This is a genomic window from Chitinophaga sp. NPDC101104 (assembly GCF_050277495.1).
Taxonomy (GTDB): domain Bacteria; phylum Bacteroidota; class Bacteroidia; order Chitinophagales; family Chitinophagaceae; genus Chitinophaga.
On the sequence record NZ_JBNNSF010000001.1, the window covers coordinates 1,115,490 to 1,128,871 of the forward strand.

Annotated in this window: 7 protein-coding genes; 4 read left to right on the forward strand and 3 right to left on the reverse strand. The window is 57.5% G+C overall.

Annotated elements, in window-relative coordinates; translation table 11 throughout:
- The first annotated feature begins 160 nt into the window (after positions 1 to 160).
- Positions 161 to 6,799, forward strand: coding sequence for a LamG-like jellyroll fold domain-containing protein (locus ACQKLP_RS04710; RefSeq protein WP_427320530.1), 6,639 nt, complete (start codon positions 161 to 163; stop codon positions 6,797 to 6,799).
- Between the two features lie 67 nt (positions 6,800 to 6,866).
- On the opposite strand, the gene ACQKLP_RS04715 is transcribed toward ACQKLP_RS04710, so the two are convergent.
- Both ACQKLP_RS04715 and ACQKLP_RS04720 read right to left on the reverse strand, forming a co-directional pair.
- Complete coding sequence (locus ACQKLP_RS04715; protein ID WP_427320532.1) at positions 6,867 to 8,249, reverse strand: chloride channel protein; 1,383 nt, start codon at positions 8,247 to 8,249, stop codon at positions 6,867 to 6,869.
- A 31-nt stretch (positions 8,250 to 8,280) separates the two neighbouring features.
- Positions 8,281 to 9,381 (reverse strand): hypothetical protein, encoded by a 1,101-nt coding sequence (locus tag ACQKLP_RS04720; RefSeq protein ID WP_427320534.1) that lies wholly within the window; start codon positions 9,379 to 9,381, stop codon positions 8,281 to 8,283.
- Between the two features lie 183 nt (positions 9,382 to 9,564).
- Here ACQKLP_RS04720 and ACQKLP_RS04725 point away from each other — a divergent pair, with 183 nt between their 5' ends.
- Positions 9,565 to 10,281 carry a DUF4198 domain-containing protein gene (locus ACQKLP_RS04725; protein WP_427320536.1) on the forward strand — a complete coding sequence of 239 codons (717 nt, stop codon included), beginning with the start codon at positions 9,565 to 9,567 and terminating at the stop codon, positions 10,279 to 10,281.
- Positions 10,282 to 10,417: 136 nt separating this feature from the next.
- On the opposite strand, the gene ACQKLP_RS04730 is transcribed toward ACQKLP_RS04725, so the two are convergent.
- The gene (locus ACQKLP_RS04730; protein WP_427320538.1) at positions 10,418 to 11,551 is read right to left on the reverse strand and encodes a glycoside hydrolase family 88/105 protein; all 1,134 of its coding nucleotides are present in this window, start codon (positions 11,549 to 11,551) and stop codon (positions 10,418 to 10,420) included.
- Between the two features lie 274 nt (positions 11,552 to 11,825).
- On the opposite strand from ACQKLP_RS04730, the gene ACQKLP_RS04735 reads away from it, so the two are divergent.
- Both ACQKLP_RS04735 and ACQKLP_RS04740 read left to right on the forward strand, forming a co-directional pair.
- Positions 11,826 to 12,410: a TetR/AcrR family transcriptional regulator gene (locus ACQKLP_RS04735; RefSeq protein ID WP_427320540.1), complete on the forward strand. Its 585-nt coding sequence runs from the start codon at positions 11,826 to 11,828 to the stop codon at positions 12,408 to 12,410.
- An 80-nt stretch (positions 12,411 to 12,490) separates the two neighbouring features.
- Positions 12,491 to 13,369, forward strand: a complete 879-nt coding sequence (locus tag ACQKLP_RS04740; protein WP_427320542.1) for an alpha/beta fold hydrolase — start codon at positions 12,491 to 12,493, stop codon at positions 13,367 to 13,369.
- Positions 13,370 to 13,382: the final 13 nt, after the last annotated feature.

A 13,382-nucleotide genomic window follows, 5' to 3' on the forward strand; every position in this document is an offset into this window, starting at 1 on the left:
TGAAATCCCGTACAATTTTTCCCGCTGCTATTTATCTATTTTTCTTTCCACCACGATCGATGCTACGCATGAAAAACCTGAACCCTGTGATTTTTGCCCAATAACCGTAGTTGACCCGAGGTAAGCAAACCAATTTCTTTTTTAACCAAAATCGACGCAAATGAAGAAAAAGCTACTCTTCATGTCCATCCTGTGCGCAGCGATGAACGGAGAGGCGTGGGCCCAGTCGCCCCCTTCACAAAAGGATTACGGCATCCTTCACGTGAACGGGAAGAAGGCCCCGCCGGATTTTGCCCGGTCCGCTTCGGCGCGCACCGCCCCATGGGCCGGCAACAATTATTACCTCCTCCAGTTTTATGACATTCCCACAGCCGCCGAAAAAGCGCAGCTGTTGGCGCATGGCATCGAGCTGCAGGGATATTTGCCGAATTTCGCGTATTACGCCTGGTTCGGCAAAGACGTGAAACCCTCCAGCATCCAAGCCCTTAAAATCAGGGCGGTACTCACGGTAGACGGGCAGTTCAAGCTGTCGCCCGAGTTATTCGGGAACCAGGTCCCGCCATCTGCCTGGGAAAACGGCTACATCAAACTGGACGTGACGCCTTACGAGCGAACGGACGTTCCCGCGCTGCGCGACCGGCTCATCCGCTCGGGCGCGCTGGTAGAAACCCTGCCGCAGGGGAGCCGCCTCCTCCGCGTGAAAGTGCCGCTGCTGTTATTGCAGGCGCTGGTGGCGGAAAAGGAAATCCAGTTCATCAGCGTGAGCGCCGGCGACCCCGTCCCGGAATTCGATCAGAACAACTTCGGCCGCTCCAACGTCATCAACAGCGGCAACGGCGGCGTGCTTTACAATGGCAAAGGCATTACGACGATGGTAAAAGAGGGCGATGCGGTGAACGATAATATCGATTTTGCCGGACGGCTCGATATCCGGAACCTCGGCCCGGAAGGCCCCGGCAGCCACGCTACGGGCTGCGCCAACCGGCTCGGGCATGCGGGCAATACAGACCCCTCGCTGCGGTCCAACGCCTGGGGCGCGCGGATCATTTCCACCGGCGGGCTCGACTATTATTCCGCCTACGCCGATTCCGCCACGAAGCTGCGGATCGTGAACATGTCGTACGGTTGGGGGACAGACGCCGGATACAACGGGGAATCCGTGAGCCACGACCGCACCATCCGCCAGCTGCCCGAATTCATGCTCGTGTATTCGTCGGGCAACTCGGGCGGAAACGTCACCAACGGCGGGAAATACAATGGCATCGCGGGTTGGGGCAACCTCACGGGGAATCCCAAACATGCGAAGAACCTCCTGGTGGTGAGCGGTACCAACTACGAAGACGTGTTTTACGACTGGACCTGCAAGGGCCCGGCGTTCGACGGCCGCGTGAAACCCGAGCTGTCGATCGAAGGTTCTGAAGGGACCTCTTTCGCCGCACCGAAAGTGGCGGGGATGATGGCCATTTTATACGACGCATTTAAGGGAGAAACGGGCGCCACTTCGCTGAAAGCGGCCTTGATCAAAGCGATCATGATGAACACGGCGGACGATATCCACAACCCCGGCATCGATTTTAAAACGGGGTATGGCCGTCCGAATATGCGGCGGGCGTATGAAGTCATCAAACAGCGTTTATTCATCATCGATAGTATGCAGCAGGGCGGGCAAAAGAATTTCGCCATACAGGTGCCTGCTGGAACGAAGCAATTGCGCGTGATGCTGTACTGGTCGGATTATGAAGCCACGGCAGGCACTGCGAAGGCGCTCGTGAACGATCTCGACATGACGCTGGCCGCGCCGGGAGGCAGTGTCTCCCTTCCCTGGGTGCTCGATACGACGGCGAACCCCGTCAACCTGAACCTTCCGCCCACGCGCAACGCCGATCACCTCAACAATACCGAACAGATCACGATCGACGATCCTGCTGCGGGCGAGTATACGGTGAACATCGCCGGGTACCAGGTACCGCAGGGCGTACAGGAATATTTTATCACTTACGAGCTCGTCCGCGATGAAGTGAACATGGCGTTCCCCATCGGCGGCGAATCGCTCATCCCCGGCAACGAGATCTATGTGCGCTGGGATGCGCTCGGCTCCGCAACGCCTTTCGATCTGCATTACTCTACAGACAACGGTTCCAGCTGGTCGCCCATCGCCACGGGCATCGCCGGCGGCTCACGGGCCTACAAATGGAAAATGCCGGCTGCGGCGGGGAAATATCTAGTCCGCGTCACGCGTGGCGCGCTGGCAGATACTTCGTCCACCTTCAGCATCTTCCCCGTTCCGGCGAATTTCAAGATCGATTGGGTATGCGATACGGCGATGCAGCTTCGCTGGAACAGTACGCCCGGTACATCGGGATACGAAGTTTTCCGGTTGGGGCAGCAATACATGGAACCCGTTCTCCAAACCGCCGACACCGTGATTACCCTGCATGCCGACAGCGCGCGGGAAGAATGGTTCGCCGTCCGCGCGATCGGGGCTAACGGGGAACAAGGCCTCCGCAGCCTGGCGATCATGAAACAGAAAGGGACGTTCCGTTGCGATTACCTGCAGACTTCCGCGGCATTACGCGTCCGGAAAGACAGCGTGGTGCTGGCAGGAACGGTGAACCCGCACCGGTTGGCGGTAACTGATCTCGTGTTCGAATACGGCCCTACCACCGCGTACGGCCAGCAGGTCTCCGTTCCGGGAACATTTACGGGCGCAGACGATATCCCGGTGAACCAACTGGCGGCCGTGGCGCTCACAGGCGGGGAGTCCTGGCATTTCAGGATGCGGGCTACGGTGAACGGGCAAACCGTTTACAGCGGCGATGCGCAGTTCCTGCCTTCGCCCGGACTGGCAGCCGATTTCAACGGCGAACAATCCATCACCGTGGGGCCCAATAATGCTATCGACGGCGCCAAGCCGCGGACGGTGGCCATGTGGGCGAAAGCGGACGTGTTCGATGAAGGCGGCCTGTTCATGACCGGCTCCACCGGCACCACGTACAGCGAATTCTCTTTCAAAACCCTCACGGCCGACAATACCTGGCGTGCACAGTTCTGGAACAACAACCGCGATTTCACCCTGCCCGATAGTAAAGGCGAATGGCACCATTACGCCCTCACTTACAACGGCACGCAGCTGGCCTTCTATTACGACGGCGCGCTGCAGGCCACCTGGAACGCGGCGCTGGTGACTGCCACCAATACTTTCCAGCTGGGCGTTTGGAACGGGAAGCGGTTGAAAGGATCGCTGGATGAGGTGAGCGTCTGGAACACGGCCCTTTCCGCCGACCAGGTGCGTAAAATGATGCATCATCCGCTGAACGGGAACGAAGCAGGACTGGTGTATTACGCCAATTTCGACAACCCCGAAACCGAAAGCTATGAGCTCGTACAACGTAAAACCTTCGATGTCAATATTCCGAAATCCGCCGCCAGGTATCCTTTCGGCGAAGGCGTAACGGCCACGGCCACGGAGATCGCCGGAACGGTGAACTTCACCAACACCGGCGTGAAAGCCGAATACACGCAGCAAAACGGCGCGGCGGCTTCCATGAGCAACATCGTGCTGGCCAATTACGATACCCGCGGGCTGCCCGATGATTTTGTGCCGTACACTTCCGGCTACAAGATCGGGCATCGCTACGGGACGGGAAACCTCAGTTTCCTGCCTGTTCTCCAGGCAGACCGTGCCATGACGGCGGCAGATACCGTGCCTGGGCACATTCTCCTGATGGGCCGCAACCAGCTTTCCACCGGAAAATGGAATTTCATCGGCACTACCACCAGCGCCACTTTGAGCGGTGAACTGCGTTTCTCTGCGGCATCGGCGTATGAGCAGTTCCTCCCGATACATACCAACAGCTCGTTCGTTTCCGTCAACTTCGATACGCTGCGTTTGTACGACGTGCGCCCCGGTGCCAAAACCACCGCCGCCGCCATGACCGTTTCCGGCGTGAACCTCAACGATACCGTTCGGGTACTCGCGCCTGAAGGGTTTGAAGTGTCGCTGTTCGCGGATAGCGCGTACTCGACGGCGCTCGGGCTCGTTCCGCAAAACGGGTTCCTGTCCAAAGCGATCGTTTACGCACGTTTCAAACCACTGTCGGCCGGCATTTTCAGCGGCACCATCCGTTTTATGAAAGGCGACAGCGCCGGCGCCGTTGTTTGGGTGAGACAGGAGGGCGTTGCCGTGGAAACGGCCGCCGGAAAAGCCATGAATTTCGATGGCACGGGCGATAACCTCAACATCGAAAACCTCAACTGGCAACCTACGGAGTTCACCATCGAATGGTGGGCGAAATACCGGTCCACCAAGAATTACAACCAATCCATCGGCAACGGCTGGGGCTCGTTCCTGGTACATGCCGACGGAGATAAAAACTTCAACATCGGCGTCGCCAATAACACGGCCAGCCGCATGAAGATCACGGGCGGACTGGCCGAATTGAACGTTTGGCACCATTACGCTTATACGTTCAAAAACGGCGAGGCCAAACTCTACCGCGACGGTGTGCTGGAAGACAGTAAAACCGCATCGAGCTATCCGCCGAAATGGGCGTCTTTCCGCATTGGTTCCGGAGACGGCAATACGATAGACGGGGAGATGAATGAATTCCGCATGTGGAGCGTGGCCAGAACGCAATCCGACATCCGCGAGAACATGCACCTCACATTGACCGGCGCCGAACCGGGACTGAAGGTCTACCTCCAGTTCCAGGACAACCTGAACGGCGTGGCAGACCTGTCCGCAAACGCTTATCCCGTGCGGATGGCAGGCAACCCGGTACGGAGCAGATCGAGCGTGCCCGTGGCGCAGGGCGTCAGCGAAACGAAGGCGGTCAACGCTTCCGGCAACTACGCATTCGTACAAACCGGCGTGGAACTGCAATTCGGAAATGGTACGCTGCCCGGCGGCGATGTCGTGATTTCCCGCCTGAAAGCCGTACCGGATACGAGTGTTCGTCCTGCTACGGTAGGCGGATATTATTATGTGCTGAACAATTTCGGTGCGGATAAGAATTATACGGGTCTTTCGGCCGTGGTGATCGACAGTGTGCAAAACGCCGGTTACTACAAGGCTTATGGCCGCAGGTCCAACGATTTCGGCAGCACCTGGGCCCTCAAGACCACGAACATCGTGGCACAGAACGGCCGCCTGGTGATTACGCCCGATCCCGCAACGCCGTGGAATGCCGCCGGCCAATTCGCCGTGTCGGTGCAACGTGCGCTGCAGGCGGATTCCCTGGCCGGGAAAGCCTTCCGCTTCGACGGTAGCAGCGCCTTCCTGGAAGTGGAAGACCTCAACTGGAAACCCACCGAGTTCACCGTGGAATGGTGGATCAAAGCCAATTCCGCCCGCAACTACAACCAGTATGTGGGCAACGGATGGGGCCGCTTCCTGGCGCATGCGAACGATGACAGCTCGATGTACGTTGGCATCAGCGCGTCTTCCGCATCGCGGATCTATGTGGCGAACGCCTTCAAAAACCCGGGGCAATGGCATCATTACGCGTATACTTTCAATAACGGTGCTTCCCGCATTTACCGCGACGGTATTTTGATGGGCGCCAACACCGCTTCGGCGATGCCGCAAACCTGGAGTACCTTCCGCATCGGTTCGCCAGACGGCAACACGATCGACGGGGACCTCGACGAATTCCGCATCTGGTCTGTAGCCCGGACGGATCAGCAAGTCCGCGAAAGCATGCACCACACGCTCACCGGACAGGAACCCGGCCTGAAAGTTTACATCCAGGGCCACGGCGCCGAAAACGGTAATCTCACCGACCTGGGCCCGGATCATTATAACGTGACGCTCATCGGCGGCGTCAGCACGGTGAATTCCACGGCTCCCGTGGCGAAAGGCGAAAGCCAGACGCTGCCGGCCGCTGCGGTGACCGATTTTGGCAGCCTCGGCATCACCCTTGGCCTAGACAGCGCCGCGGGCGTCATTACCGCCAGCAGGCTCCACGCTATTCCGGACAGCGCCCAGGGAACGGTGCACGGATCTGGTTACTGGATTTTGCACCAGTACGAAACCCCGCAGCAATTGCAAGCCCTGCGGACGATCATGATCCCCGGTGCCGATAGCACCCGGCGCTTCGCCGGCCAGTTCCGCACCTTCAACGGCAGCGGCAGCTGGAGCAACCCCATCGCTGCCGTGCAACAAAACGGCGGGATCATATTCCATCATGTGAACGGAACGGGCAGCCGCCAATGGATGGTGACGGAAGCGCCGAACAGCGCGCCCCAGGCGGCGATTACCAGTCCCGTCCCATACGCATACCTCGACAGTGGCGCCATTTCGGTGGCCATGACCGCGCAGGACGCGGATGGGTTCATCGGCAAAGTGGCGCTTTACGCAGGCGGCTTGAAGATCGGGGAAACGGACAGCCTGCCGTATCAGCTGACCTGGAGCCCCGCCGCCATCGGCACTTACACGCTCACGGCCGTGGCTACGGACAACAATGGGCTTACCGGCTCTTCGCAGCCGGTAACCGTTACGGTCCGCAAAAAAGGCACGGCCACCGATGTGCATAACGGCCTCGAAGCCGCGCGCAACGGCATCATCGTGTATCCCAATCCAACGGCGGGCGTTGTGTATACCACGCTTCCAAAGCTGACCGCCACCGCGGTGCTTCGTGTGATTACGCCCACCGGTTCGGTGATCTGGCAGGAAAACGTGGCCGCCAACCCGGCGCCCTCTTCCAAACGGATCGATATTACCGGCCGGCCGTCGGGGATTTATTATGTACAGGTGATCATCGGCACGAAGGTTTACACCATCACCCTGGTGAAAATCTGATCCTGACCGCCTGAAAACGAACAGCCCCCGGTGCTCGCTGCGCCGGGGGCTGTTTTATTTTGATGGATCAGAAGTGATCGGGAAGATAATCGTCGGACAGGATCTTTTTCTCCACCAGCGATTTATGGTACACCGAATATTTGATGTATTTACGGGTGATGAAGTACGAAATAGCCGTTACGATCATGAGGGGAACGAAGAGTTTGTAGCCGCCTGAAATCTCCGCCAGCAAAAAGATAGCGGTGAGCGGAGCGTGCATGACGCCGGCCAGTACGCCAGCCATGGCCGTGATGATAAAGTTGGGCGTGTTGAGTTGGTACAGCCCCGACGCATTGACGAGATAGGCGAACAGGAACCCGGTGATCCCGCCGGTGATCATCGATGGTGCGAAAACCCCGCCGTTGCCGCCCGCAGACATCGTCAGCGCGGCACAAACGATTTTAAAGGTGATGAGCAATACCGCCATGAGGATGATCGCCCAGACTTCGGAGCTATAGCCCTGGAGCAGCGAATGTGAGGTGACGGCCGCGCTGTTGCCGGCCAGCAATTGCGTGATGGTGGAATAGCCTTCGCCATACAGCGGCGGCAGGAAGAAGATGATGGTGCAAAGCGGGATGCCTGCCAGCAGCCAGGTTTTCCAGGTCATCCGGCGCTTATGGAAGTAGCCTTCGATCCATTCCACCATATGCGTAACGTAAACAGATACCATGCCGCAGGCGATGCCGAGGCAGATGTAGAAGGGTATGGCCTGGATATTCCAGCTTTCGCTGGCCGTGAAAATGAATTTCCCGGGATAGATGAGTTGTGAAACGACGGTGGCCGTGGCGGTGGAAATCAGCAGGGGGATGAAAAACGGGATGCTGAAATCGAGCAGGAAGATCTCCAGGACGAAAATGATGCCCGCAAACGGACTGTTGAACACCGCGGCGATACCGCTGGCCGTGCCGCAGGCGAGTAGGAGGATGGTATCTTTCGAGGAAAGCCGCAGATCGCGGCCGGTATTGGAGCCGATGGCGGCGCCGGTGGCCACGATGGGCGCTTCCAGCCCCACGCTGCCCCCGAAGCCCGTTGTGAGCGCGGCCGTGAGGATGTGGCCGTAAGTATGCCTTTTATCGATGCGCCCCTTGTTCCCGACGATGTTCTGGATGATGAACCCGATCCCCCGGCTCAGGCGCCCCTGGAAAAAACGGGTGAGCACCAGCAGGGAGAGGCCCGTCCCGATCAACGGGAAAATCGCGGAAAGCCAGTTGCTTCCCATCCAGTCGTTCATCGCCTCGGCCCTGTGCTCGAAAAACGCTACTGACACCTTCAGCACAACGGCGGCCAGGGCCGCTATCACGCCGACGATGAAACTGATCAGGATTAAAAAGTTGCGGTGGGAAGTATATTTCGTTCTTACATTTCCCAGTTTGACCAATAGCCTGTAGTACTTGTTTCCGGTGCCTTCCATGCGGCTAAATTAAGGAAACCGGGAAGAATCGTCATTTTGAGGTCCGGAATTCGACTTTTTCGACGATCACGCCAAGCTTTTTCACGCCCCCGGCATCCGACCGGAAGGTTTTTTCGCCGGTAAACTGGTCGTAGAGTTTGGGATCGCCGGTATTGAGCGCCTTGAACAGCAGGTTCACGCCCTTTTTATCGAGCTGCCCGCCTTCGAAGCTGTCCACCGTTCCTCCGTTCGTCCATTCAAAACCATTGATTTTGAACCCTCTGCCGTTCACTTTCTGTACTTTCTCGATGGGGTCGCCCGGTTTGATGCCGAAAGGCGCCCGCCATTTCGCGTTTTCTCCCGCGAAAGTGATCGTTTTGGTGGAGTCTTTATAGAACACCACCGCCATTTCGTTTTCCGTGTCCGGGTACACGACCCATGCCTTGCCGGCATCGTTCCCGTCGAAATCGGTGGCGTCGCGGAGCTCTACGTTGTCTTTGCCGTAAAGGTCCAGCAGCTGGTCGGGCTTGGTCATGCCGAAAACGAGGCGGACGTCCCAGTTCCGCGTATCCGCCGATTCGATGCCGGCGGCCGTGGTATTGATGGTGGCCGGAGCGGAAGTGGTGGCGGGCTGCTGGCCGGATGTGGCGTTGGCAGGCGCGGGGCCGTCCAGCGCAGCGGTGGAAGCCTGGTTGGTATTGGCCGGTGGCGCCACCATGAGGGTGATGGCCTTGGGGATCGCATTGGCTTTGTAGAGCGCGGCTTTCTCGTCGGTCAGTTCCTTGGCTTCGTTCTTATATTTATTAACGGTGTAGGTAGCTATGGGAAAAACGTTGCTGCTGTTGATGTTCATCGCTTTGAGATTGGCGATGAAGGTCTGCCGGTTGCAATCGCTGTACTGGTACAGGAATTTCAGCGCGGCGTCCAGGGTGGCGGGGTCTTTCTTCAGGTCCTGCATGGTTTTGTCCACTTCCAGCCCGCCCGCGCCCGACCGGCTCATCTGTTCCGTTACGAACACCAGCGCAGGATCGTTGAGTTTGAGGAAAGTAGCGGCCATTTTAGTCGAAATATCGTCTATGGCGGATTCCGTCAGCTTCTGGGCGGAGGCGGCAAGGGGGAAGGCGAGTACGAGCAGTATGAAAAACCGTTTCATGCAGGTAAGTTTATGGGCTGTGCGTGTATAACGCATATCATTGTCACTAAATTATGGAAATATCCCTATCACCGCGCAAAATACATGCCCGCGATTTTTCCCGGATGCGTAAATCAATTTTCCGATCCGATCATCCCCCCGGTCTTTCCAACCCTAATTTTATGCCTTCAAAACAAAAAGCCCATGTTACTCCGTTTTACTTGTACGCTGGCCCTGGCGATCATGACCGCCATTAACGCTTCCGGCCACGCGCTTTGGATAGAGACCAGCCCGGTCGGTAAAAAAGGCCAGGCCCAGGAAGTGAGGGTGTTTTGGGGCGAATTCGCCGATAAAGACATTTCGCCGCTCGACAAATGGTTCTCCGACACCAAATCCTATTCCCTTTCCGTGGTGTTGCCCGACGGTAAAGTGGTGCCGCTGCAAAGCGCGCCCGGCAAAGATCACTACAAAGCTTTCTTCACGCCTGAAAAAGACGGTGTATATACCGTTGTGATGAAACATATCGTGAAAGACCTCTATCACGGCAGCCGCCTGGATTATCATTCCAGCGCCGTGGTACGCGTTGGTGCAGCCGCCACCATCGATCCCGCCGCCAATCAGAACGTACTGAGCGTTCATACCGCGCCCGATGCATCGCTCAAAGTGGGCCAAAGCATTGATTTCTATACGCTTAAAAATCTCAAACCCGCCGGAGGACAGGAAGTCGAAATATTCGCGCCGAACGGCTGGGGCAAGAAGTTCTGGGCAGACAGCACCGGCAAATCTTCCTTCACCCCGCTCTGGCCCGGCCGTTATATGGTGGAAGTGGCCGGCACGGCGGAAGAAAAAGGCGACCACAATGGCAAGCCTTACGAAAAGATCTGGCGTTGCGCTACCTATTGCATCGAAGTCACTAAATAATTCAAGAGCGTCGTACAGATTCCATGTTTGTGCCCCAAACCTCCCGGACCCCGCGTCCGGGAGGTTTTTTTTATGGGAAAACGAAACGCCGGGACTGGTCGGTCCCGGCGTTGAGCGTTGGAGTGCTGGATATGGATCAGGGCCGCAGCAGCGCCGTGGCGCACCACAGCAGGGGAGCCTGTCCGTGGAGATCGCCGGTGAGGCGCTTGCGGTCGAGATAATATTGATGATCGTTTTTCATGTTCGTGCCTTCGCAAACGTTACGGATGTCGGAATTTTCGTCGAGGTACGTGATGAGCGACAGCCAGGCCTTCCTGGCGGCGGGGCCGTACGTTTTGGCGTCGAGCCAGCCGTTTTTGACGCCGGAGATCATGGCGAAAGCGAACATCCCCGTGCAGGAGGTTTCTTCCCACGACTGCGGATCGTCTATCAATTGATGCCACATCCCGTCATCCGCCTGGTATTTCAGCAGCGAAGCCATCATGGTCTGGTAAGCCTTCAGGATGCGCGGGCGGTTGGGATTGTCTTTCGGGACGGACCGCAGCAGTTCGGACATGCCCGCCGCCATCCAGCCATTGCCGCGGCCCCAGAAGAAAGGCGCGGAAGGGGCGTGGTAAAACAGGCCGTTGGGCTGCTGGAGCGAATCGAGGTACAGGACCATTTCGTTGGCCGCCCGGTCGATGTAGCTACGGTCGCCCGTGGCGCGGGTGGCCTGCGATTGCACCGCGGTGATCATGAACATATCGTCGATCCAGAGGCGCGTTTGCCAGGTATAGCCCTGATTGTAGAAACGGTGGCTGGCGGGGACGACGCGCTTGCCTTCGGGCGGTCCCCACTGTTTATCGGCGATGCCTTTCCCGAGCCGGAGGTAGCGGTCTTCTTTCGTTTGGAGGTACAGCTCCAGGGGAACGCAGCCGAAAACGGTGTAATCTACGTGGTCGGGGATGGGTATGAGCGTGTCCCGTGCGCCGAAAAGCGGTTCGAAGCGGTCTTTCAGTTGCTGGCGGAGCCGATCGTCGCCCGTTACCTGTGCAAAAGTGAGCGCGCCGTACCAGGTGCAGGTTTCCGGGTAGGTGATGACCCGCGGCGGAACGGGCCGGCCGAAATTGGTATGCGGTGAAGCCACGAAACGCGCCGCCACTTTGCGGCCGATTTCTTCCGGTGTGGCGCCGGGAGGGAAGTTGCGCAGCGCGTTTTTGCCCGACTGCGCGGAGAGGGCGGCGGGCAGCAGGAGCAATGCCGCGCAGGCCTGCAGGAATCCAGTTTTCATAACATGCGGAATTTGAATACCGCTAATTTATGCAAACGTTTGCAAAATGGCAAGCGGTCTTGCGTAGAACTACGCTTTTTCCCGAATCAGCAGTTTCACTCGTGTTTTTCTTACCGGCGGGACCTACTTTTGTAATCGCTAGTCTGATAACTACTGTTTGTTTTCCCCTAATCCCCTCTGCGAAAGCGCATCTCCCCCGGATGTGCTTTCTTTTTAAAATAAATTTGACCATATGGTACAAAATACTATCTTTGTCGTGTAAAGCAACGAGCACATGGCAGGAAGGCACAAGGAATTCGATGAGGAAACGGCGCTGAACGCAGCCACGGAAGTATTCTGGTCACAAGGCTACGAATCCGCCTCGATGGAAGATCTCCTCACCGCGATGGACATCAACAAGGGCAGCATGTACAACACCTTCGGGAACAAACGCGAACTGTTCGTCCGCGTGCTGGACCGGTTCTTCAAATCCGCGGTGACCGACATGACGCGGAAGTTCGAAGCGCACGACAACCCGATCGACGGTATCCGCGAAATCTTCCGGTCGGTAACGCGGCCGGCAGACCTGAAAGACCATGCGAAAGGGTGCTTCCTCGTCAACACCCTCGGCGAAATGTGCGGATTAGACGAAGAACTGGCCACCATGGCGCGCAACCATCTGCTCGACATCGAAACGATCTACCTTAAATATCTCCGCAAAGGCGTGAAAAACGGACAGGTCCGAAAAGAAGTGGCGCCCGAGCTGATGGCCAGATTCCTGACCAACATGTGGAACGGCATGAGCATCTCCCGCAGGATGTACAACCGGAAAGCGCTGGAAGACCTGGTAGACATGCAGTTGTCGCTCATCGCCCCCTGAAAAATAATGCACGGCATGCAAATGCCGTCTTTTTATCACCAATATTTGACCATTTAGTACAAAATTAAAATCCGCATTTTATGACACATCATCACACCGTTTCCATCAACGGACAGGACATCTTTTACCGTGAAGCCGGCGATCGCCGCAACCCCGCTATCCTGCTCCTGCACGGCTTTCCGACATCGTCTTTCATGTTCCGCAACCTCATTCCCGCGCTGGAAGACAAGTATTACCTCGTGGCGCCCGACTTCCCGGGCTTCGGTGAAAGCAGCATGCCGGCCGTTAATGAATACGAGTATACGTTCGGGAACCTGTCGAACACGATAGACGCGTTCATCGGCGCCATCGGCCTGGAAAGATATTCGCTGTATGTGATGGATTACGGCGCGCCGGTGGGTTTCCGCATCGCGGCCAGGCATCCGGAAAAAGTGGAGGGCCTCATCATCCAGAACGGGAATGCGTATGTAGAAGGGATGGCAGGGTTCTGGGACCCCATCAAAAAATTCTGGGCGGCTCCCCAAGACCCAGCGGCTATTGAAGGCGTTGCCGGCCTGGTCACGCTCCCCGCCACCCGCTGGCAGTACCAGGATGGCGTGAAGGATTTGTCGCTCGTGAGCCCCGACACCTGGCTGCACGACCAGGCGCTGCTCGACCGCCCCGGCAACCGCGACATCCAGCTGGCGCTCTTCCTCGATTATGCTACCAACCCGCCCCTGTACCCCGGATGGCAGGCGTATTTCCGGGCCTGGCAGCCGCCCGCGCTGGTGGTTTGGGGGAAAAACGACCAGATTTTCGTGGAAGCCGGCGCCCATCCCTACAAACTCGACCTGCAGAACGTTGATTTCCACCTGCTGGATACGGGCCACTTTGCGCTGGAGACACACCTGGACGAGATCGCCACGCTGATCGACGGGTTTATGGAACGGGAAGTGGCGCCGAAATACAATCGGGCCTGAAAATTGAAGAATG

Bases quoted from the DNA above. Each gene is read 5' to 3' on its own strand.
- ACQKLP_RS04730 (WP_427320538.1), bottom strand. From the start codon at position 11,551: ATGAAAACTGGATTCCTGCAGGCCTGCGCGGCATTGCTCCTGCTGCCC.
- ACQKLP_RS04735 (WP_427320540.1), top strand. From the start codon at position 11,826: ATGGCAGGAAGGCACAAGGAATTCGATGAGGAAACGGCGCTGAACGCA.
- ACQKLP_RS04725 (WP_427320536.1), top strand. From the start codon at position 9,565: ATGTTACTCCGTTTTACTTGTACGCTGGCCCTGGCGATCATGACCGCC.
- ACQKLP_RS04740 (WP_427320542.1), top strand. From the start codon at position 12,491: ATGACACATCATCACACCGTTTCCATCAACGGACAGGACATCTTTTAC.
- ACQKLP_RS04715 (WP_427320532.1), bottom strand. From the start codon at position 8,249: ATGGAAGGCACCGGAAACAAGTACTACAGGCTATTGGTCAAACTGGGA.
- ACQKLP_RS04710 (WP_427320530.1), top strand. From the start codon at position 161: ATGAAGAAAAAGCTACTCTTCATGTCCATCCTGTGCGCAGCGATGAAC.
- ACQKLP_RS04720 (WP_427320534.1), bottom strand. From the start codon at position 9,381: ATGAAACGGTTTTTCATACTGCTCGTACTCGCCTTCCCCCTTGCCGCC.